A 19,173-nucleotide genomic window follows, 5' to 3' on the forward strand; every position below is an offset into this window, starting at 1 on the left:
CCAGCGACCCCACGGCGACGTGGAGCCCAGTTGAACTGGAGTGGGTCTTCCGCGTGCCAGGCCGGCAGAACTTGGCACCCCAAGCCGATATTCGGGCCAACGGCGCCCCCCATACTGCGTGTCCGTTCTGTCGTAACGCGGACGGAGTAGGGACTGAGGGTGGCGTTCGGCTGGTGCCGAGCAAGCATCCGATGATTGGCACGGCAGGGTCGGGCTCTCCCGAGCAAGAGCAGCGGCACTGGGTGATCGTCTACGGAGACTCTCATTCCCGGAGGCTGGCCGACCTGCCGCCCGCAGTCACGCGAGGGTTCCTGGAGGCGATCTCCCAGGCGAGCTCCTGCCTTTTCGGGCACCCCTCGGTGCAGGCCGTGTTCGCCTTCGAATCGGTGGGGGACCACTTCGGGCCGACGGTGGCGCATCCACACGGGCAACTCATCGGGTTGCCCTTCGTTCCGAGGCGTCTGACCTTGACGCAAGCCGCCGCTCCGTGTGCCGTTTGTGACTGCGTCTCCAGGCGAGAGCTCGCGGTGATGGCCACCGAACTCGCCTTCGTCCAGGTGCCTTCGTGGTCCAGGCTGCCGTTCGAGATGATCATCGCTCCGGTGGCCCATCGGCCGGACCTCGCGTCACTGAGCGCTGAGGAGATCGCGGCCCTGGCCGGCTGCGTGCACACCGGCCTGCGATTGTGCCGGTCGACCTATGGAGACCAGATGCCTCCCTACCTGCTCAACGTGATGCAGGCGCCGAAGGGAGACAGGTCCCACCACCTGCGCGTCGAGCTCGTCCCGCTGCACAAGGACGAGAGGACTCTCAAACGGCCAGGTGGCATGGAGTTGGGGCTGGGAATCTATCTCAACCCGCTGCTTCCCGAGGTGGCCGCCGACATCCTCCGCGGAGTCCTCGCGCAAGCGAGGAGGAACCCGTCATGAAGCGAGTTCAGATTGTCGGAACCCAGCGCTCGGGGTCCAATCTGCTCCGCCTGGTGCTGGGCTCTCTTCCGGGTGTCTTCGCCCCTCCGTCAGCGCACAAGTTGCGGGACCTGCAAGGGCTGCTGCCTCGGTACGGTTCGCCGTTGAACAGCAAGCTCCTGGTCGACGACATGGCCACGCTGGTCGAGTTGAACGCTCTCACGTGGCCGCATCTCGAGGACCGAAGTCGTATCGTCCTGGCGGAATTACAGGGATCGACGCTTGCGCATGCTGTGTTGGCATTCTATGACGCCCATGCCCGATCTCTGCACAAGGACATCTGGGTGAGCAAATGCTTGGAGAATGCGCACTTCTTCGATCAGATAGTCGCCACGGATCTGCCGATGATCTGGGTGCATCTCGTACGGGATCCACGGGACGTGGCTCACTCGTTCGCCAAGGCGCCCATCGGCCCGAAAGATCCGCGAGCGATCGCTTTACGGTGGTTACGTGACCAGAAGGCAGCCATCGCGGCACGCAGTGCAATCCGTGAGGACTGCTGGTTCACCGTGCGATATGAAGATCTCGTAGCCGACCCGAAGACTGCTCTGAGTCCGTTGTGCGACAGCTTGGGGTTGCGGTGGTCGGCTGTCGCACTCGAATTTCATCGTAGGGAAGAAGCGCACCACGCTGCATCGCTCTCCGAGCTGTGGAACAATCTCAACCGGCCGATCAGGCGCGACCGTGTTTCCGCATATAAGAGGTCATCCGATATCAAGCTGTTGACGGCCGTCGAGGGCATCGACTACGAGATCATGTCCATGTTCGGCTATCTCCCCGAGCGTGTTACTGCGCCGACGGTCATCAGCGCCCACGAGGAAAACGACGCGCTCATTCGTGATCGCGAGATGCGTGCCGCGATGGCGGTGTCCCGTGATCCGGAGGCAGAGGCGGTGCACCTCAGAAGACTCCAGTTCCTGGAAGGTCTGAGAACCATGAGTTCGCAAGCGATGCTGGGAGGATCGGATGTGCGTGCAGTTCGCGCAGAAAGCCGTGATCGAGTGGCAGGGAAGACTGCTCCTGATCAAAAAGAGCGGTGAGGACCCTCATCAACCTGGGCGATGGGAGTTGCCAGGCGGACGGATGAAGACCAGCGATCAGTCCCCCGATGAGGCGCTCGTCCGCGAGATACGCGAGGAAGTAGGGCTGGAAGTGCGTCCCGGGCGCCCTCTGGCTCTCTGGTCATGGCAACTCGACGGGGAGCAGACCCCGACCGTCGTCGCCGTCGCACGGCTGTGCACAGCCAGCGACGACCGTGTGGACATGAGCGGGAACGACAAGCAGGACTTCATCGAGAAGTACGGCTGGTTCGAGCGAGAAGAGGTTCTCGGCCTCAATCTCATTCCCAGTGCCAGGGACGCCATCGAAACAGTCCTGGCGAGCCTGTGAAGACCCGTACACCTGAATGAGGCGTGCAAGCGCGTGGACCAGGGATGATGTAGGTGCTGACGCGTCAGATCCTCAAGGTTGCTCAGTCGGAGATGAAGCGGCGCATCGAGTTGCGTTTACGACAGGAGGCCGGCCGGCTGCCGGACCGTGCCCTGGCATCGGGTCAGTATCTCGATCACCCTGACTACGACCAGCGCGGCCTCTACGGGACCGCGGCCACCATTCACATGCTGGCTCGTCGTGCCACCGCGGACCCCGCCACGCAGGAGCAGGTGGCCAAGTTGATCTACTACGTGGCCAACCGCAGCCAGGTGGAACGAGCCACTGTAAGCCCGGCCGTGTATCGCGATCTGGTCGGACGGCGTATCCGCTTGCAGAAGACCGATGTGTTCCGGATGGCTGACATCGGTTACGCGCTCTCGTATGTGAGCCCGGTGGTGGCGCTGCGGTCCGAGGCGTTGGATCTGGTGCGAGCGGCTCTCGACGGCGCGCGGGCCGACCCGGCGGGCTACGCGGTGGGCGACGAAGGGGGAGAGCCGGATCCGCTGGCCACAGCGCACGCGGTGCGCTGCATGGCGGCGAACAACCTGCCCATCAGGCCTGAGGACTGGCGTTATCTCCGTGAATACCTGAAGAACGGCGACAACCCCTTCATCCGCTGTTTCGTGCTTCTGGTGCTCACTACTTACGATCTCGACGCGGAACGGAAGCAGCTGCAGGGCGCCTGGAAGGAGATGTTCTCCGCGCTCGCCCCCGCCTTCAACGGGCACTCGGAGGCGAACCATGAGTACACCCGGTACGGAGAACAGGATTATGTCCGGGTTCCCTGGCAGATCTACCTGGTCCAGTCGTGCGCGAAGCTGTTTCCCTTGACCAGGTTCAATGGATTCGCGATCCAGCGGAAAATGCTCGAACTGGCTGAAGCGGTCTCATCTCCGGCCGGGTTCAAGTACGAGGCGTCGGGGAGGCATCTCTCCACTCGCACCTATGCGTGCATCTGGCAGGCGATCGACGAGATTCTGGACTTCAACTTCAGGCAACCCCTGCCACACGTCGTCGTCCGCACGGTGTCCGCGGTGTCCCGCGTGCTGTCGAGCCGGCTCATCGCGGTGCTCACGTACTTCCTGCTCGTGGCCATCGCGGTGGGATCGCTGGTCGAGTGGCTGAACAGCCCGAACCGCTCCGTCGGTGAGCTCGCGCCCAATCTGCTGGCTGAAGTCCTGCTCATTCTCGCCGCGAGATTCGAAGTCCAGGTGAGGCGGGCGAAGTACCACAGGCCGACGCCGCATCGATGAGCATGGTCACGACATCGGTGTCCTGCCGCAACCGTGAGCAGGCTCTGCCGGGATCAGTTGGAGTTGCCGTGGCTGGGGTGGAGCACGCCCGGGGTCTCGGCCTTGGTCAGGCGGCGGATGGTGATCGTGGTGGGGGCCTTCCGCTCCTGCTGATTCTGCGGGGCAGGGGGGTTGCTCATGGCACTCCTTACCGGGCAAGTCAGGAAAACAGTGGGGTAACGGTATGATTCCCTTCGCATCCTCCTTAATAACAGAAATTACACCCGCTGCGGGTGGGATATCGCGCAAAAACATGCGTATCCGGATCGAGCAATGACAGGCCGTGGAAGTAGCCGGGCGGGGTGACCGACAGGCCGGTCAGCAGTTGCACCACGTCGTACGCCACGAGCTGGCCCGACAGCCCGGCCGACATGCCGGTGACGCCGGGCCAGGCGTAGCCGTCGCCGGGCTGTGGCGGGATACCGGCCCGTACGCACGCGAAACACGGCCCGCCAGGCCCGAAGACGCCCACGCTGACCAGCGGCCCGTTGTAGCCGCCCGTCACCCACGGGATGCCCGCCCGCGCGCAGGCCCGGTTGGCCCACGTCCTGATGCCGTCCGGCTCGCCGGGCCGGTCGGCGCAGAGGGCCAGCACGTCGAAGCCGTCGATCAGGCGGGCCAGCGCGTCGGGGCCGTCCACCGTGAGCGGTTCGCCGGTGACCGAGATGCCGGAGTTGACCCGGCGCAGCCGCTCCACCGCCGCCTCCGCCTTCGGGCGGCCGACGTCCGGCTCGGTGTAGAGGACCTGCCGGTTGAGGTTCGACAGCTCGACGACGTCGGGGTCCACCAGGTGCAGCCGGCCCACGCCTGAGGCGGCCAGCGACCAGGCGGCGTGGGTGCCCGTACCGCCGAGGCCGATCACCAGCACGCGCGCGGACTTGAGCCTGACCTGCGGCTCCCAGCCGTGGTCGCGCGGGGTGAGGTCCACCCAGCGGAAGTAGTCGCGGCTGCGGCTGTAGCGCTCCTTCTCCCGTTCGCTCAGCTCGTCGCAGGGGCCCGGCGCGGTCTCCTCCACGTGGCCCGAGGCCAGCAGCGCGGCCACCAGCTCGTCGGCCTCCTCCTGGGTGAGCGTGGCGAAGCCGGCGCGCAGCTCGGCGGCGATCTCGGCGGGTGCGCGGGTGCCGTCCATGAGCGTCAAGGCCGACCAGGCGCGGCCGTCGGTGTCGTGGATCTCCGTGGCCAGGCCGAACATCGCCCCGCCGAGCCGGATGGTCCCGTCGCCGAGCCGCTGCGGGGCGTGCTCGGGCTTGACGCGGGGAAAGCGCATGCCCCGATCGTGGTCAGCGGCCGGCTACAGGGTCAAGGTCGCGAGCTGCCCGAGGTCGAGGCGGCGGTACGCGGTCAGGTAGGCGCGGCCTGGCGAGTCTCCAGGGGACTGAAGCACGATTTAGCGGAATAATCTAGTTATGCGGCGAGGTTCGCAAAAAGCCCAACCCGCGCTGCGCGCCGTCGCTAGAGTGATATTTCCCAATATCAGCGTACCGAGTGCGGCATTTCATGATATCCGCAGCGCGAGGAGCCCGCCCGTGGTGAATCACCGCGTAACGGACGAGGCCATGGTCCGAGCCCTCTATCGCGAATACGGCGCCCCCCTGCTGGCCTTCGCCATCAGGCTGACGGGCGGCGATCGCCGCTGGGCCGAGGACGTCGTCCAGGAGACGCTCGTACGAGCCTGGCGCAACCTCCACGACCTGCGCACGGAATCCGGCTCGCTGATGCCCTGGCTCGCGACCGTCGCGCGGCGCGTCGTCATCGACGACCGGCGCCGCAACAGCGCCCGCCCCCTCGACACCGTCGAAGACCTTTCCGACCGTGCCCAGCCCGTGGCCGCCGAGGACGAACAGCTGCTGCGCGAGATCGTCGTGACCGACGCGATGATGTCGCTCTCCCCGGCGCACCGGCAGGTGCTCACCGAGACGTTCCTCCTGGATCGCACACTCCAGGAGGCGGCGGAGACGATCGGCGTGCCCGTCGGCACGGTGAAGTCCCGCGTGTACTACGCCATGCGCGCCTTACGGGTCGCGCTGGAGGAAAGGGGGGTGACGCTGCCGTGACCAAGGTGCGTCACGATGACAGGGGGGTGGCGCCATGACCGAGGTACATCACGAGGATGTGGCCGCGTACGCGCTGGGCCTGCTCGACGGGGATGAGCGGGCGGCCTTCGAGCGCCATCTGCACGGGTGCAGGACGTGTTCCGCAGAGGTGGGGTCGTTCGCCGCCATGGGGGAGCTCATCAAGGGGGTGCATCCGGACGACCTGCTGCCGCAGCCGCCGGATCCGCAGGTCGAATCGCTCCTCGTCCGCCGCGCCGCCACCGAGCGGCGCCGCCGCAGCCTGCACCGCGCGTTCATGACGGCGGCGGCCTGCGTGCTCGTCGCGGCCGGCGTCTATCTCGGCGTCAGCGCCACGACCGCAGGTCCCGATCCCGACAGCATCCACAGCCCGGCTCGCGCCCTGCTCATGACCGGCCGCACCTACGCGGTGACGGACCCGGCCACCGGCGTGACCGGGCTCGTCGGCGTGGAGGACAAGGGCTGGGGCACGCACGTCGCGCTGGAGCTCAAGGGGGTCAAGGGCCCGCTGCAGTGCCGGCTCATGGCGGTCGGCGACGACGGCCGCTCCGAGGTGGTGGCGAGCTGGGGCGTCCCGGACAAGGGGTACGGCGTGCCGGGCTCACCCGACCCGCTCCTCCTGCACGGCGGCACCAGCCTCCCGCAGGACGAGCTCAACCACTTCAGCATCCAGACCTTCGACGGCAGAACCCTCGCCACGGTGGCGGTCTGACGGGCAGGCCGGCCAACGATGCGGGCGGGTCAGGGGGCTTGCAACTGTTTGCGTAGCTCCTCGACCTGCTTCGGCTCGGCGATGCCGTCCCAAGGCTGGAGGGCCCTCAAGCCCTTCTTGCGGTGGTCGGCGGCCCGGTCCGGGCGGAGCCTGCTCAGGTGCAGGTGGGCGAGCGCGGTGCTGATGCCGGCGGCGGGCAGGCGGGACGTGGCCTGGTCGAGCAGGCCCGCCACCGTCCCGGGTTCGTGCGCCGGGTCCTCCAGCAGGATCCCGGCCCGGTGCACGAGGCAGCGCCCGCGGCCGAACTCGTCGGCGGTCTCGGCGTAGAGGCGTTCGGCCTCGTCCAGGTGCAGGCCGGCGTCGTGGCTCTGGCCCAGGTAGTGGTGGGCGAGCGCGAGCAGCTCGCGCGCGTGCGCCTCCGTCGCCTGGTCGCCGGCCTTCCGCGCCAGGCCGAGCGCCTCGAACAGCACCACCCGGGCGTTGGTGTGCAGGCCGCGGGCCTTGCCGGCGGCGCCCTCGTGGTCGTGCGCCTGGGCCTTGCGCATGAGCAGCGCGGCCACGTTCGCCAGCCTGATGGCCTGCCCGGCCACGTGCCCGCCGGTCAGCGCCTGCCCGTACCTGACGAGCGCGGACTCCACGGCCTCGTACTCGTCGCCGGCCGACAGCAGGATGGCCGCGTGCGCCAGGTGCAGGTCGGCGGGCCACGACTCGACCCTGACGCGCACCGCAGCCGCCCGGTCGAAGTGCCTGCGCGCCTCGCGCGGGTCGCCCGTGGTGAGCAGGATCGCGCACTGCCGCAGCTCGGCCGTGGCCTGCACCTGCTCGTCCCCGAGCGACTCGGCGGCCCGCGCCAGCTCGGCCGCCGCCCGCAGCCGGTCCTCGTGCCGCTGTTCGAGCCGGAACCAGGTCTCCAGCGCGTCGCCGATCTCGGCCAGCGCCCGGCCGGTACGCGGCGCGGGCTCCTCGCGGGCAAGCACCTGCAGCAGCACCCGGTCCTCCATCGCGAACCAGGTCCGCGCCTCCTCGGCGGGCAGCCGCCCGGCGTAGCCGGTGGCCTGCTCGGCGAAGTGCTCGACCAGCCGCCGCCAGGCCGCGACCTCCCTCGGCGGGCGCGCGGCCGTGCCGGTGCCGGGGTCCGCCGCGCCGCTGCCGCGGAAGGTCCCCGACACCCGGACCCGCGTCATCCGTACGTTCTCCACCAGCCCCAGCTCGGCCAGCTCCGCGATCGCGTCGGCGGCGGACGGCACGCCGAGCAGCGCGGCGGCCGCCTGGTGGTCGACCTCGGCGATCGGCAGCCCGGCCAGCAGCACGAACAATCGCTTGGCGGTCGGCCGCAGCTGCCTGACGCTGCGTTCGAGCACGAAGTCGAGGGTGTCGGGGATGGACAGGCTGCGCAGGTCGTCCACCAGCGACTGCAGGGAGACGCCCGGGTTGCCGGCCAGCCAGCGGCCGACCCTGACCAGTTCGAGCGGGCTGCCCAGGCAGGCGTCGGCGAGCAGTTCCAGCGCCTTCGGCTCGCGGGTGACCCGGTCGTCGCCGATGTGCCGGGCGAGCAGCGCCTGCCGCGCGTCGGGGGCGAGCGGGCCGAGCTGGATGAGCTCGATGTGCTGCGGCGGCTGGTCGGCGAGCGTGCCCGCGAGCACGATGTGCGCGCCGGGCACCCGGGTCGGCAGCCACTCGACCTGGCTCCACGAGCTGACGTTGTCCAGCAGCAGCACCTGGCCGGTGCCGATGAGCGCCTCGATGACCTCCTCGGTGGCGTCCCCGGGCTCCTGGATGCCGCCGGGCGGGCGGTTGAGCGTGCGCAGGACCCGCTGGGCCACGCTCAGCGGCGTCTCGGGGCGGGCCCGGTCGGCGCCGCGCAGGTCGGCGTAGCGCTGCTTGCGCGCCTCGCCCGCCAGCTCCCACACCGCCTGGACGGCGACGGTGGACGTGCCCATGCCGATGGCGCCGTGCACGACGACGACGCCGCGTTCGAGCGCCTCCGCCTTGATCCGCCGCAGCTCGGCCTCGCGGCCGATCAGCCCGTCGATCCGGTCGGGGAACGGCATCGTGGCCGGCACCGGCCGTGGCGGGCGGGCGCGGTGACGCCGGATCCGGTACGTGACCAGCCCGGCGGCCACGGGCACCACGACCACGAACACCGCGAGCAGCCCGATCACCGCCCAGATCGGCAGCAGCCCGACGAGCTTCTTGGCCAGCTCCTCCTGGAGGATGAGGATCGCGCCGCCCAGCGTCAGCGCCCCGCCGACCCCCAGCTCCGCCCAGTGCGCCGCGGCCAGCCGGTAGAGCCGCGACAGCCGGAAGCCGAGCCGCTCCCTGCGCGAGATGTCCGTCACCGGCGCACCCCCCGCGTCAGCCCCCGGTACAGCAGCCGCGCGGTCACGGCCAGCACCAGCACGGGCACCGCCGTCGCGAGCACCGCCTGGGCCGCGAGCGGGCTCGCCGCGCTCATGAAGTGGCGGGCCTGCTCCAGCAGGATCAGCGGCAGGTGGTCGCCGGACGGCCAGTTGAGCAGCAGCCCGACGATCGCATCGTTCCAGACCAGGACGAACGTCAGCACTCCTGCCAGCACCACCGCGGGCCGGGCCTCGCGGACGAAGTGGACCAGCTCCCACCGGTCGCGCGCGAGCATGGGCGCGGGCACCCGGACGAACGCGTTGTGCAGCACCAGCACCGCCAGTGGCAGCACCAGCGCCGCGTGCACGATGGTCAGCGCGGGTGCCGTGCCGATCGGGCTCAGCGTCTGCTGCAGCGGCACCGCGAACGCCTGCGGCGGCAGCACCGCCAGGGCCACCGAGACCAGCAGGACCGGCCGCCAGGTGCGACGCGGCAGGAGGTGCTCGTGGGCCAGCACGTACGCCGCCGGCACCGCGGCCAGCAGCACCACGCACACCACCGTGACCGCCCGCAGGAACGTGGTGCCGAGTGCCCCGGTGAACGCGCTGTCGGACAGCGCCTCCGCGTACGAGCCGAGCGTCCACGGCTCGCCGTTCCACCACCCGCTCCGCGCGGCGGCGACCGGGTCGCGCAGCGAGGTGATGAGCAGTGCCGCGAACGGCAGCAGCCACAGCACCGACACCGCGCCGCCGAGCGGCCAGAGCCGCCGGCCACTGGTGGCGGGCGGCTGCGCGGAAGGCGTGGAGCCGGCCCAGGTGACCCGCCCGCGCAGGCCGAGCAGGGCGGGCGCGGCCAGCCCCGCCACCAGCAGGGACATCAGGACGGCCAGCGCGGCGGCCCTGGCGTACCCCAGGTCGTCGTTGTGCCGCCACCAGTACAGCCCGCCGCCCTCGACCAGCGCCTGCATCGACCCGGGCACCCCCATGAGCACCAGGTCGAACACGCGGGCCGCCGCCACCAGCGCGAACAGGTACGCCAGCGCGGCCGGCCCGGCCAGCGCGGGCAGCACCACGGACCACAGCCTGCGCCCGCGGCCCGCGCCGAACGCCCTGGCCACGCGCAGCAGGTGCGCGGGCAGCCTGGCGAGTGCCTCGTGGAAGACCAGGAAGGCCACGCCCGCGTACTGCCAGACGAAGGCCAGGCCGAGCACCAGCCAGATCCAGCCGGGGCCGAGGAAGGCGGTGTCGCGGCCGAGCACGGCGGCGGCCATGCCGCGCTCGCTGCTCGTGTCGAACAGTAGCCGGAAGATCGCCCCCGTCGTCAGCGGCGACACCACGGCCGGCAGCACCAGGATGACCCGCATGACCAGGCCGAGCGCGGGGCCCGCGGTCCTGACCAGCCAGGCCAGGCCGAGCCCCACCGCGCACACCACCACGACCAGCACCCACCAGATGAGCGTGTTGCCGACCGCCTGCCACGCCTGCGGGTCGGTCAGCACCTCCGGCCACGCGCCGGGCCGCGAGAAGCTGATCAGCACGGTCCCGAGCAGCGGCGCCAGGATCACGCCCGCCGACAGCACCACCGCGAGCAGCAGATAGAGCGCCGCCCGCCACCGGCTGATCCCCCGCGCACTCACCGGCCCCCCGGCATCGTGATGCGGCGCCACCTCGAACAAGAACGCCTCACGCCCGCTCATGGCGCGCTCACCCCGGACAAGAAGGCGTGACGTTCGCTCGTCCGCCCGCTCATCGGCCGGTGCCCTTCGCGAGGCTGGTGACGATCTTCTCGCGGGCGGCCTGGGCGGCGCCGGCGGGGGCGGTGGTGCCGGCGGCGACGTCGCTGAACAGCTCCGTGAGGACGCGCCACAGGCCGCGGCCGTCGCCGCCCTCCAGGCGGCCGATCAGGCGGTCGGACAGGTCGTAGCGGCGGCCCTCGCGCCCGCGCAGCGCCAGCGCGGGCTCGCGCAGCAGCGGGTGAGATGGCTCGCGGTCGAGGGTGAGGAAGCCGCCCTCGTCCACCCAGTCGGTCAGCGCGTCGTCCTCGCCGCTCCCGCGCGGCCTGGTCAGCCACTCCACGAAGTCGAGCGCGTCCTGCCCGCCGCCCCGCATCGCCACCGCCACGTCGCCGCCGGCCACCAGGGGCGGCGGCCCGCCCGCGTGGCCGGGGAAGGAGAAGTGGCGGGCGACGTCCTTGCCGGCGTACCGCTCGATGACGGGCAGCGCGAAGTCGGGCGCGGCCACCACGTCGGCGCTGCGGTAGCGGAAGACGTCGAGTATCGAGTCGTGGAACTGCAGGGTCAGCGCCCGCCTGCCCTGGTCGGGGGTGAACGCCTCGCGCCAGATCAGCGCCAGCACCGTGAGCGCCTCGGCCACCTCGTTCCTGGCCCACCACTCCGGGCCGCCGCGCGTGGCCGCGGCGAAGAGGCCGTCGTAGACCTCGGGCGCGTAGGCGAGCAGCACGTTCTCGAACCAGTCGCTGAGCACCCACCCGTCGGCCGCGCCGATGGCCACCGTGCCGGGGCGGGGCATCCATGAGGTCAGGTTCGCGGGGGCGTGCCGCTCGTCCTTGCGGTGCCAGACGAGGGACTTGTTGGCGAGCTTGAACCAGGTGCCGAGCTCGGGCCCGCCCTCGTACGGCGTCACGAGCCCCCGCCAGAACGCGTCCTGCACGTGCCCGCCCGCCCTGGGCTGGATGCGCGGGCTCACCAGCGGGTCGAACAGCAGCCCGAGCCGGGGGATGACGGCCACGTCGGGGATGACGTTCTCGGCGGGGCCGCGCAGCAGCGCGCTGATGTTGTCGCCCGCCGAGTAGACGCTGACCGGCCGCCGGGAGCCGGCCGCGTACGCGTCCACCACCCGCAGGAAGCGCTGTAACTCCGCGCCGCTCCACACCACCGCGACCCGCAGCGGTGGCTGACCCGCGCAGGCCGCGGCGGCCAGTGCGGGCACCCCCAGCAGGAACGCCCTACGGCTGATCGGCATCTTTGATCTCCCAGACGCGCGCGGACGAGGCGAGGCTGGTCACCCTGGTGCCGTCGTCGGTGACGATGAGCACGGCCAGCTTGGTGTGCAGCGCCCGGCTCACCGCCGCGTGGCACGGCTCGCAGCCCGTACGGTCCTCGACCACCACCACCTTCGGCGGCATCGGCCGGCACATGACCCGCGCGAGCGCGACGGCGAGCCGCTCGTCGTGGGCCAGCTCGTGCGGTTTGGCGCGCATGAAGCCCTGGATGTCCATCCACCCCGACATGTACGCGACCTGCCCGTGCGACACCAGGGCCAGGTCCTTGCGGGCGGCCAGTTCGAGGTTGCGTTTGACGGTCAGGTGCGGCAGCAGCCCGCCGCCCGCGGGCACCAGCCCGATCTCGCGGTCCGCGGTGGGCAGCGCGGTGATGTCGCGGTCGTCCAGGCGGAGCCGGCCTTCGTGCGGCGCGTCCAGGCCGAGCAGGACGTCGGCGAACGCCTCGCCCGCCGCCGGGTCGCCGGCCACCACGACCGCGGCCTGCTCGGCGTCGAGGGTGAGCGGGCCGGGTGACAGTCGCTGCCGGACGCCGTGCGTGAGCCAGGTGAGACCGTCGATCTCCAGCAAGGGCACGTGTGCAACCATCCGTCACGTCGGGATGCCGTCCGCCACCTGACGTTCGCACAAACGACGATCTACTTCAACGCGGCCGGGCGACTCCCGCACGTGTTCATACGGCCGTACGGGCGCCGCTGAAGTGGGTGACGAACCAGCCGCGGGCATGCTCCGCCACGGCGTCCAGCGCGCCCGGCTCCTCGAACAGGTGCGTGGCCCCCGGCACCACCGTGATCCTGGTCTCGGCGCGCAGCCGCCGCGCGGCCTCCTCGTTCAGCTCCGTCACCACCGGGTCCCTGCCGCCCACGATGAGCAGGGTGGGGGCGCGTACCGCGGCGAGCCGGTCGCCGGCCAGGTCGGGCCGCCCGCCGCGCGAGACGATCGCGGCGACCGGGTCGTCCGGCTCGGCCGCCGCCCAAAGCGCCGCCGCCGCTCCCGTGCTCGCGCCGAAGTAGCCGACCGGCAGCCCGGCCGCGTCGGGATGCTCGCGCACCTGCGCCGTACGCTCCAGCAGCCGTCCGGCCAGCAGCTCGATGTCGAACACGTTCGCCCGGTCGGCCTCCTCCTCCGGCGTCAGCAGGTCGAACAGCAGCGTGCCGAGACCCGCCTCGTTGAGCGCCCCGGCCACGTACCGGTTGCGCGGGCTGAACCGGCTGCTGCCGCTGCCGTGCACGAAGACCACCACGCCCAGCGCGCCGTCAGGAACGACCAGATCTCCCGGCATGTCCACCCACTCCCCTCACCGCAGCCTGCCGCTACCCGGTCACGCCCGGCTCTATCCGCCTCTGAGCTGGGCAGTGGCCTGGGAAGGGGGACGGGGACATGAAGACGGAACCGGGGCGCGGGTTCGAGCCGGCCGGTGACCCGCTCGAACGCATCTTCGCGGGCGGGGCGTCGGCGCTCACGCTCGTCCGCACCATGGGCATCGGCCGCTGGCTGCGCATGGAACGCGAGGCGCTGGCCCAGACGGTCAAGGTGACGGCGGCGTGCGCGCTGGCCTGGTGGCTGGCCGCGTACGTGCTCAAGGTCGACCTGCCCGTGCTCGCGCCCATCGGGGTGCTGCTGACCGTGTCGGCGACCGCGTACAGCACGGTCGTGCGCGGCGCCCAGCAGATCCTGGCGGTGATCGTGGGCGTGGCGGCGGCCACCGCGTTCATCTGGCTCATCGGCCCGAACGTGGCCACGCTCGCCGTCCTCGTCGTGGCCGGGCTGGTGCTGACCAGGCTGCTCAACCTGCCGGCCCAGAACGTGCAGATCCCCATCACGGCGCTGCTGGTGTTCGCGCTCGGCAGCACGTACGGCTTCGCCCGCCTCGCCGACGTGCTGCTCGGCGCCGCCATCGGCATCGCGGCGAACCTGCTCGTGCTGCCGCCCCGCTTCGTCGACCACGCGGGCAAGGAGCTGTGCGGCCTGTCGGGAGAGCTGTCGAACCTGGCCGAGGACATGGCCGAGGGGCTGCGCGGCGAGTGGGACCACGAGCAGGCGGCCGAGTGGCTGGACCGGGCGCGTACGCTGTCGCAGCGCCTTGAGGACACCGAGGAGGCCGCCGAGCAGGCCGCCGAGTCCGTACGCCTGTCGCTGCGCCGCCGCCGCTACGACCGCCGCCTGCGCCAGGTCGCCGAGGCGGCCACCTGCCTCGACCACGCCTGCCACCAGCTCAGGGGCGTCGCCAGGGGATTGGTGGACCTGGTCGCGGGGGTCCGCGGGCTGCCCGGCGAGCGCGGCGCCGACCTGCCGGAACCGCTGGCCGACGAGCTGTCGGCCTTGTCGCGGATCTTCCGCCACTTCGGCCTGCTCCAGGTGAGCCCGGGCAGCCGCGAGGACATGGAGGACCTGCGCGCCGCGCTTGACGACGGCGAGCGCCAGCACCGGCGCATGGCGGGCGCCTTCCACCGCACGAGCCACCCTGAGCTGCGCTTCCTCCAGGGCGCGCTGCTGGACGACTGCGCCAGGATCCGCCACGAGTTCGACCCCGACGACGGCCCCCACCGCGCCGCCTTCCCGAAACCCGACCGCCCGGCGCATCCCGCCGCGACCACCTCCGACTGACCCCCGAAGAGCCGGCCGCGCGGCCCGCGGCTGATTCCCGCGATCACCCCGCCGACTTCGGAGGAGGTTTGGCATACTGCTCGGATGTCCGATTTCTCCGAGTTCCGCGAGCGGGGACGGGCGGCCCTGCTGGCCGGCGCGGCCACCCACGACGTGCCCATGGTGGAGGGCGGCGCCCGCTGGGGCGCGGCGGCCGTGCTGCGTCCGGCCGGGGAGGTCGTCGGGCGGCTGACGGGCCTGGCGGCCACCGTGCACGCCCCCGGTCACTGGGTGCACGGCGGCCCGGCCCTGCACGTCACGCTCAGGTCGCTGGAGCCGTACCGGAGCGTGATCCCCGGGGACGACCCGCTGCGCCGCGCGTACGCCGCGGCGCTGGCCGAGGCCGCGGACGGACTGCCGCCCGCCTGGGTCTACCTGGCGGGCGTCGCCCCGCACAAAGGCGGCGTCCTGGTGGGGGCGCATCCCGTGGACGAGACGCTGGAGACGCTGCGCAAGCGCTTCGCCAGGGGCCTGGAGTCGAGGGGCGTGCGCGACCTGGAGTACGGCAGGGTCCGCGACCGCTGGTACGTCAGCCTGGTCCACTTCGCCGGCCCACTGACGAACGCCGAGGAGATCGTGGCCTGGTGCGACGCCCACGCGGACACCGACTTCGGCCTGGCCGAGCTGCCGGTGGCGGAGCTCGTCCAGTTCGTCCACACCGGCGCGGCGATCAGGGTGGACGAACTGGACCGCGTCCCGCTCAGCTCATCACCAGCGCGGTGAGGAACTGCAGCAGGTGCCAGGCCACGTACGCGCTGAGCGAGCAGAACGCCCACTCCTTGCCCAGCCCGATGCGCGCGACCCAGCGCAGCTCCTCGGCCGGCTCGCGGCGCACCCGCAGGCTCCTGCTGACGAAGAACGCCGAGACGAGCCACGCGGCCCCCGACACCAGGACGAGCGCGGCCGAGAGCGCGAGCAGCACCGGCGACGGGTTCCCGCCCTGCACGTCGGAGAGCTGGCGGGCCCAGGCCGCGAGCAGCCCGCCGAGCACGGCGAGTGTGATCCGCCGGTCCTTGCGCGCCTGTCGCTTGAGCCATTGAAGGTCTTGCCGCAGATGGTTCTTGAGCATCCGGATCACCTCCGCTTGTGAATCGGCCGGTGAGTCCAGGAAACGAGAATCCGCGCGAAAGATCTGCGACCTCAAAACCGAGATTTCACGACTTTTATCGGTGTTTCACGCGAAAAGCCGGAGCTCCTCCGCGGCCCGCCGCGCCTCCACCAGATCGCCCACCTCTTCGAGCGTCCGCACGGCCTCCCGCAGATGCGCGACCGCCGCCTCCTGCCGCCCCAGCCGGGCCGAGACGAGGCCGAGCGCCCGCGAGGCGCAGCCGAGGTCGCGCCGCGTCCCGCACTCCCGGTGCACGTCCCTGGCCTGCCGGGCGTACGGCAGCGCCTCCTCGGCCCTGTCGAGGTCGAGCAGGATCATGGCGAGCGTGGTCAGCGCCGCCGCCCAGCGGTCGCGCGTACCGCTCTCGTGCTGCAGCTCGGCCGTCTCCCTCGCCGGCTCCAGCGCCGCCGCCGGCCGCCCTGCCGCGTGCAGCGCCTGCGCCACCGACAGCAGCGCGCTCGCCCGGTTGTCGCGCAGCTCCTCCCTGATCGCCAGCGCCGCCTCGGCCGCGCGCAGCGCGGGCCGGTGCTGCCCCAGCGACAGGTACGTGTACGCGAGCGTCTCCTGCACGTCCGCCTCGGCCCGCCTGATGCCCTTGCCCTGCACGATGTCCAGGGCCTCCAGCGCGTACGTGAAGGCCACCTGCGGCCTGCCCTGCCGCCGCCGCACCCGCGCCAGCCGGTTGAGCATGCGCGCCTCGACCGGCTCGTCGTTGATCACCCGGCTGATGGAGAGGGCCTGGTTGAGATAGTCGTCGGCGCGCCGGTAGTCGGCCAGCCGCCAGTAGACGAGCCCGATGTCGCCGAGCGTCTCCGCCCTGCCCTGCTCGTGGTGCAGCTCCACCTGGACGGCCAGGGCCTGCTCGTAGCAGGACAGCGCCTCGTCGTAGCGGGAGCCGTTGCGGGCGATGCGGCCGAGCGCGCACAGGGCCCGGCCGCAGCCGTACTGGTCGCCGGTCGCCGTGTAGCCCGCGAGTGCCCGTTCCGCGTCGCGCCGCGCGTCGTGCGGCAGCCGCAGCAGGTCGTAGATCTCGGCCAGGCAGAGCAGCGTCTCCGCCTCGGCGTGCTCGTCGCCCAGCTCGTGGCAGATCGACAGCGCCTCCAGGCCCTCCGACAGCGCGGCGTTCGGCTCGCCCAGGTTGCGCTGCACGGTCGCCAGGATGATCAGGCTCTGGGCGGTGCCGCGCCGGTCGCCGAGCTGCTCGCGTACGTCGAGTGCCTGGCCGGCGTAGTGCAGGGCCAGCTCGTGGCGCTCCTGTGACAGGTGCAGCCGGGAGAGCGTGTGCAGGCACCTGGCCACGCCCGCCTCGTCGCCGATCTCCTCGTACAGGGCGAGCGCCTCGGCGGCGTGGCGCAGCGCCTGCTCGCTGTTGCCGGCGATGCCGTGCACCTCGGCGAGGTCGTTGAGCGCCCGCGCCTGGCCCTCGCGGTCGTCCAGCGAGACGTGGTCGGCCAGCGCCTCCCCGATGAACCTCGCCGCCAGCGTGGACGGCCCGATGTCGCGGTGGATCGAGCCCAGGTTGCCGCGCATGAGCGCGATGGCCCTGCGGTTGCTCACCTGCATGGCCGAGGCCAGCCCGCCCTGCTGCACCTCCAGGTCGTTCTCGTAGTAGCGCAGCCGCCTGAACGGCTCGAACACCGCCGCCGCCAGCCGCCACGCCATGCCGTGCGCGCCGCTCTCCCCGGCCATCCGCACGGCCGAGACCAGCGAGCGCCGCTCGGCCTCGAACCACTCGCCGGGCGTCGCCGGGTCGGCGGCCACCGCCAGGTAGTGGTCGAGCAGCCGCGCCCTGGCCTCGCGCACGCCGGCCTCCGCGTGCCTGCCCAGCTCCCTGGCCAGCCGCTTGACCAGGTCGTGCACCCGGTAGCGCGACCCCGGCAGCGGCTCGACCAGGTACGCCCTGTGCAGCCCCGCCAGCGCGGCCACCGCGTCCTCGACCGGCGCGCCGAGCGCCGCCGCCAGCACCTCGGGCGTGAAGTCCCGCCCGGGCAGCAGCCCCACGTGACGGAACGCCCGCCGCTGCGCCGGGCTCAGCGACTCGTACGCGAGGTCGAGCGCCGACCTGAACGCCTCCTCAGGGTCGCCCACCAGCAGCCGGTCGGGCCTGCGCAGCTCCTCCACCCGCCCCTGCACGCTGAGCCCAGGGTCCTCGGCGAGCTTGGCGGCCGAGATCCGCAGCGCGAACGGATGGTACGAGCACACCCGCGCCAGCTCGGCCAGCGCGTCCCTGCCGGCCGCCCTGGGCGAGTCCTTGCCCAGCACCGCGATGAGCAGCGCCACCGCGTTGCCCGGGTCGAGCACGCCCAGGTCCATGAGGTCGGCGTGCCCGGTGGCGCGCAGCGGGCCCATCCGCGTCCTGCTGGTCACCAGCGCCACGCAGTCCTTGCTGCCGGGCAGCAGCGCGCGTACCTGGGTGGCGTCGGCGGCGTTGTCGAGGACGAGCAGCAGCCGCCGCCCGGCGATCCTGCTGCGGTAGAGCAGCATCAGCTCGGCCTCGTCCGAGGCCGGCATGTGCTCGCCGACCCCGAGTGAGCGCAGGATCTGCCCGAGCGCCTCCGCCACCGTCATCGGCGGCTGGCTGGGCGACTGCCCGCGCAGGTCGATGACGATCTGCCCGTCGGGGAACCGGTCGGCGTGCTGGTGCGCCCAGCGGGTGACCAGCGCGGTCTTGCCCACGCCCGGCAGGCCCTGCACGACCATGGTGTTGGTGCGCCGCGGCCGGTCGAGCCAGTCGGTCAGCAGGTCGAGGCTCTGCTGCCGGCCGGTGAAGTCGGAGACGTCGGCGGGCAGCTGGCGCGGCTTGGGCATCTCGCGTACGGGGACGGCGCTGTTCGGAGCGGGCCCGCCCGGCCGGGTCAGGAACGGCGTCACCCGCCCCTTCCACGGCGCCGACAGGTGCTCCCAGCTCCCCGCGGCGGCCCGCAGCGCGACCGGGTCGGCGATGCGCAGCCGCCGGTAGCCCGGCCTGACCAGCCAGCCCCGCTGCGTCCACTGGGTGAGCTGGCGCTGCACCACGTCGGGTGAGCTGCCCACCAGGTCGGCCAGCGTCTCCATCGACAGCGGCGGCGCCGACTCCGAGGCCAGCCCGTAGCGCTCGTCGAGATGCAGCAGCCAGACGGCCAGCCGGGCCGCGACCGGCGCGCGGGCCAGCGCCTCGTGCCTGCGGGCGGCGAGGTTGCGCGCGAACAGCTCCTGCACCAGCGCGGTCGCCACGGCGGGCGCCGCCGCGGCCTGCTCGCGCAGCCGCCGCAGGTCGATGGGCCAGGCGCGGACCTCGGTGAGCGCGTCGACCTTGACGCGGTCGGCGGGGCTCCAGAAGGCCAGCTCGCCGACGATGTCGCCGTCGCCCCGCAGGTCGTGGACGGCCTCGCGGTCGCCGGCCGGGGTGTACTCGCGGGCGTAGCCGTAGTCGATGAGATAAACGCTATGGGCCGGCCGCAACGGCGAGCACATCGTCTCGTTGCGGTGGAACACGTGGGGGCGGGCGCCCTCGTCGACCAGTGCTTCGAACAGACCCACCGTGCACACCACCCCTGGGTGGGACGGCGGTGTCCCTGACATGACAGGCATCAACGGCCTGTGCGAC

17 protein-coding genes are annotated in these 19,173 nt (G+C 71.8%); 8 read left to right on the top strand and 9 right to left on the bottom strand.

Going from position 1 to position 19,173, the window contains the following annotated elements; genetic code table 11:
• Window positions 1-173: 173 nt before the first annotated feature.
• The 4 genes from ABZW11_RS15720 to ABZW11_RS15735 are packed head-to-tail and all read left to right on the top strand — an operon-like array spanning window position 174 to window position 3,652.
• Entirely contained in the window at window positions 174-929 is a 756-nt protein-coding gene (locus tag ABZW11_RS15720; RefSeq protein WP_355417056.1) for a hypothetical protein, read from the top strand.
• Entirely contained in the window at window positions 926-2,008 is a 1,083-nt protein-coding gene (locus ABZW11_RS15725; RefSeq protein ID WP_355417059.1) for a sulfotransferase, read from the top strand. Before ABZW11_RS15720 ends, ABZW11_RS15725 begins: the two co-directional genes overlap by 4 nt.
• Window positions 1,935-2,357, top strand: a complete 423-nt coding sequence (locus tag ABZW11_RS15730) for an NUDIX domain-containing protein (protein WP_355417062.1) — start codon at window positions 1,935-1,937, stop codon at window positions 2,355-2,357. The genes ABZW11_RS15725 and ABZW11_RS15730 overlap by 74 nt, the downstream gene beginning before the upstream one ends.
• A 53-nt stretch (window positions 2,358-2,410) precedes the next feature.
• A complete protein-coding gene (locus tag ABZW11_RS15735) occupies window positions 2,411-3,652 on the top strand; it encodes a hypothetical protein (RefSeq protein ID WP_355417065.1) in 1,242 nt (413 codons plus the stop codon).
• A gap of 53 nt (window positions 3,653-3,705) precedes the next feature.
• Here ABZW11_RS15735 and ABZW11_RS15740 read toward each other — a convergent pair whose 3' ends face one another.
• Both ABZW11_RS15740 and ABZW11_RS15745 read right to left on the bottom strand, forming a co-directional pair.
• On the bottom strand, window positions 3,706-3,831 hold the full coding sequence (locus ABZW11_RS15740; RefSeq protein ID WP_355417068.1) for a hypothetical protein: 126 nt from the start codon (window positions 3,829-3,831) through the stop codon (window positions 3,706-3,708).
• A 65-nt stretch (window positions 3,832-3,896) separates the two neighbouring features.
• Entirely contained in the window at window positions 3,897-4,958 is a 1,062-nt protein-coding gene (locus tag ABZW11_RS15745; protein WP_355417071.1) for a ThiF family adenylyltransferase, read from the bottom strand.
• Window positions 4,959-5,247: 289 nt separating this feature from the next.
• Between ABZW11_RS15745 and ABZW11_RS15750 the strand changes: the two genes are divergently transcribed.
• Complete coding sequence (locus ABZW11_RS15750) at window positions 5,248-5,745, top strand: sigma-70 family RNA polymerase sigma factor (protein ID WP_355417230.1); 498 nt, start codon at window positions 5,248-5,250, stop codon at window positions 5,743-5,745.
• A gap of 34 nt (window positions 5,746-5,779) precedes the next feature.
• Window positions 5,780-6,475 carry a zf-HC2 domain-containing protein gene (locus ABZW11_RS15755; RefSeq protein ID WP_355417074.1) on the top strand — a complete coding sequence of 232 codons (696 nt, stop codon included), beginning with the start codon at window positions 5,780-5,782 and terminating at the stop codon, window positions 6,473-6,475.
• Window positions 6,476-6,504: 29 nt separating this feature from the next.
• Here the strand turns inward: ABZW11_RS15755 and ABZW11_RS15760 are convergent, their stop codons facing one another.
• The 5 genes from ABZW11_RS15760 to ABZW11_RS15780 all read right to left on the bottom strand — a co-directional run bounded on the left by ABZW11_RS15760 (window position 6,505) and on the right by ABZW11_RS15780 (window position 13,115).
• Complete coding sequence (locus ABZW11_RS15760; RefSeq protein ID WP_355417077.1) at window positions 6,505-8,814, bottom strand: hypothetical protein; 2,310 nt, start codon at window positions 8,812-8,814, stop codon at window positions 6,505-6,507.
• A complete protein-coding gene (locus ABZW11_RS15765) occupies window positions 8,811-10,511 on the bottom strand; it encodes an ABC transporter permease subunit (protein ID WP_355417080.1) in 1,701 nt (566 codons plus the stop codon). Before ABZW11_RS15765 ends, ABZW11_RS15760 begins: the two co-directional genes overlap by 4 nt.
• A gap of 49 nt (window positions 10,512-10,560) precedes the next feature.
• A complete protein-coding gene (locus tag ABZW11_RS15770; protein WP_355417082.1) occupies window positions 10,561-11,796 on the bottom strand; it encodes a hypothetical protein in 1,236 nt (411 codons plus the stop codon).
• A complete protein-coding gene (locus ABZW11_RS15775; RefSeq protein WP_355417085.1) occupies window positions 11,780-12,409 on the bottom strand; it encodes an ATP-binding cassette domain-containing protein in 630 nt (209 codons plus the stop codon). Before ABZW11_RS15775 ends, ABZW11_RS15770 begins: the two co-directional genes overlap by 17 nt.
• 97 nt (window positions 12,410-12,506) lie before the next feature.
• On the bottom strand, window positions 12,507-13,115 hold the full coding sequence (locus ABZW11_RS15780) for a dienelactone hydrolase family protein (protein WP_355417088.1): 609 nt from the start codon (window positions 13,113-13,115) through the stop codon (window positions 12,507-12,509).
• Between the two features lie 98 nt (window positions 13,116-13,213).
• Here ABZW11_RS15780 and ABZW11_RS15785 point away from each other — a divergent pair, with 98 nt between their 5' ends.
• On the top strand, window positions 13,214-14,440 hold the full coding sequence (locus ABZW11_RS15785) for an aromatic acid exporter family protein (RefSeq protein WP_355417091.1): 1,227 nt from the start codon (window positions 13,214-13,216) through the stop codon (window positions 14,438-14,440).
• Window positions 14,441-14,524: 84 nt separating this feature from the next.
• A complete protein-coding gene (locus tag ABZW11_RS15790; RefSeq protein ID WP_355417094.1) occupies window positions 14,525-15,202 on the top strand; it encodes a hypothetical protein in 678 nt (225 codons plus the stop codon).
• On the opposite strand, the gene ABZW11_RS15795 is transcribed toward ABZW11_RS15790, so the two are convergent.
• Together ABZW11_RS15795 and ABZW11_RS15800 are read right to left on the bottom strand one after the other, a co-directional pair.
• On the bottom strand, window positions 15,180-15,548 hold the full coding sequence (locus tag ABZW11_RS15795) for a hypothetical protein (protein ID WP_355417097.1): 369 nt from the start codon (window positions 15,546-15,548) through the stop codon (window positions 15,180-15,182). The genes ABZW11_RS15790 and ABZW11_RS15795 overlap by 23 nt on opposite strands.
• A gap of 105 nt (window positions 15,549-15,653) precedes the next feature.
• Window positions 15,654-19,106: a tetratricopeptide repeat protein gene (locus ABZW11_RS15800; RefSeq protein WP_355417100.1), complete on the bottom strand. Its 3,453-nt coding sequence runs from the start codon at window positions 19,104-19,106 to the stop codon at window positions 15,654-15,656.
• Between the last annotated feature and the right edge of the window lie 67 nt (window positions 19,107-19,173).

Origin of the sequence: Nonomuraea sp. NPDC004580, from assembly GCF_040609855.1 — a bacterium.
In the GTDB taxonomy this organism is placed as follows: Bacteria; Actinomycetota; Actinomycetes; order Streptosporangiales; family Streptosporangiaceae; genus Nonomuraea; species Nonomuraea salmonea.